This window comes from Streptomyces sp. NPDC048331 (assembly GCF_043201215.1).
In the GTDB taxonomy this organism is placed as follows: domain Bacteria; phylum Actinomycetota; class Actinomycetes; order Streptomycetales; family Streptomycetaceae; genus Streptomyces.
Map to the genome: position 1 here is coordinate 1 of NZ_JBICYT010000102.1, position 2,121 is coordinate 2,121.

At 72.3% G+C, this 2,121-nt stretch carries 2 protein-coding genes; one reads left to right on the forward strand and one right to left on the reverse strand.

Translation table 11 applies throughout. From position 1 onward, the window contains the following. Window positions 1-104 precede the first annotated feature (104 nt). Complete coding sequence (locus ACGFYY_RS42325; protein ID WP_393717980.1) at window positions 105-1,010, reverse strand: LLM class flavin-dependent oxidoreductase; 906 nt, start codon at window positions 1,008-1,010, stop codon at window positions 105-107. A 106-nt stretch (window positions 1,011-1,116) separates the two neighbouring features. Here ACGFYY_RS42325 and ACGFYY_RS42330 point away from each other — a divergent pair, with 106 nt between their 5' ends. Continuing rightward, entirely contained in the window at window positions 1,117-2,004 is an 888-nt protein-coding gene (locus tag ACGFYY_RS42330) for a Cof-type HAD-IIB family hydrolase (RefSeq protein ID WP_365264854.1), read from the forward strand. Window positions 2,005-2,121: the final 117 nt, after the last annotated feature.

Consider the following 2,121-nt stretch of genomic DNA (forward strand, 5'->3'; position numbering starts at 1 on the left):
CGGGCGCGCGCGCGCCCCCCCCCCCCCCCCCGCCCCCGGCCCCCCCCCCCCCCGCCGCGCGCCCGCCCCCCCCCCCCCCCCCCCCCCCCCCCCCCACCACCGGGTCAGCTGTCGAGCTGGGCCAGGGCCTCGGTGGCGATCTTCTCGAAGACGCCCTCGTCGGAGGCGAAATCGGAATCCGGGATGGGCGCGTGGATCACGATCTCGGTGAACCCCAGCTCGCGGTGCCGGCCGGCGAAGTCGACGAACGCGTCCACCGACTGCAGCACGGTGTTGGCCTCCGGCGTGAAGCCGGTCAGGAGGATCTTCTCCACGGGCTCCAAGTCCCGGCCGATCTCCAGGAAGGCCGCGCCGAGCCGTTCGAGCTGCCCGCGCAGGGCCTCCCGCGACTGCTCGGGCGTGCCCTCCTCGAAGAGCTTCGGGTCGCCCGTGGTCACCCAGGCCTGGCCGTGCCGGGCGGCGAGCCGCATGCCGCGCGGTCCGTTCGCGGCGACCGCGAACGGCAGCCGGGGCCGCTGCACACAGCCGGGGATGTTGCGGGCCTCCTCGGCGGAGTAGAAGGTCCCCTCGTGGCTCACCGAGCCTTCGGTCAGCAACCGGTCCAGCAGCGGCACGAACTCGGCGAAGCGGTCGGCACGCTCACGCGGGGACCAGGCCTCCTGGCCCAGCGCGGTGGCGTCGAAGCCGTTCCCGCCCGCACCGATACCCAGGGTGAGACGCCCGGCGGAGATGTCGTCCAGGCTCAGGAGATCCTTGGCGAGCGTGACCGGGTGCCGGAAGTTCGGCGAGGTGACGAGCGTGCCCAGGCGCAGCCGTTCGGTGGCGGTGGCCGCCGCGGTCAGGGTGGGGACCGCGCCGAACCACGGGCCGTCGCGGAACGTCCGCCAGGACAGGTGATCGTAGGTGTAGGCGGTGTGGAACCCGAGCTGCTCGGCCCGGACCCACTGATCGCGTCCTCCCTCGTGCCATCGACGTACCGGAAGGATCACCGTGCTCAGACGCAGACTCATGGTTCGAGCCTACGGCGAGCCGATGTTTCACGTGAAACGGCGCCGTTTCACGTGAAACATCGCCCCCGGTGACGGCCCCCCTCCCCTGGTCAGGAGCTCCTCGGCCATGCGCGAAGATGGAGCCGTGACCTCGGCTCCCCAGTGCCCGGACGGGCCAACCTCCACGCCCCGGCTGATCGCCACCGACCTCGACGGCACCCTGCTGCGCGACGACAAGTCCGTCTCGCCACGCACGGTCGCCGCGCTCGCCGCCGCCGAGGAGGCCGGGATCGAGGTCTTCTTCGTCACCGGTCGCCCTGCCCGCTGGATGGATGTGGTCAGCGACCATGTCCACGGCCACGGCCTGGCGATCTGCGCCAATGGCGCGGCCGTGGTCGACTTGCATGCCGGACGAGAGTTCGTGCAGGTCAGGTCCCTTCCGCGGGCGGCTGCGCTCACTGTCGTCGATGCCCTGCGGGCCGCGGCCCCCGGCACCTCCTTCGCGGTCGAGCTGACCACCGGCATCAACTACGAGCCGGCCTACCCGCCCTTCTTCAAGGACCCGGGTGCCCGGGTGGCCACTGCCGAGAAGCTGCTGCACGAGGACACGGACGAAAGCGCCGCACCTGTGCTCAAGCTGCTGGCACACCACGCGGAGCTGGCCCCGGACGAGTTCCTGGCGCTGGCGCGGTCCGCCGCCGGTGAGTACGCGTCGATCACGCGGTCCAGCCCCACCGCACTGCTGGAGGTCAGCGGACCGGGCGTGTCCAAGGCGAGCACCCTGGCGCTGTGCTGCGCCGAGCGCGGCATCTCTCCCGCCGAGGTCGTCGCCTTCGGGGACATGCCCAACGATGTGGAGATGCTCAGCTGGGCGGGCACCTCGTACGCCATGGGCAACGCCCACCCCGATGTGATCGCTGCCGCGTCCGGCCGCACGGTCGCCAACAACGAGGACGGGGTCGCGCTCGTCATCGAGCGCATCCTGGCGGAGCGGGCCGCGCAGCAGCAGGCGTAGACCGTCTCCGACACTCCCTGGAGCCGTGACCGGAAAGGTTTGCCGGGTCGTGTTGTCCGGTGCGGTGCATCTCCCCCAGCTACCGCTGGGAGGGGCCCCCGGGCGGAGGGCCACGGC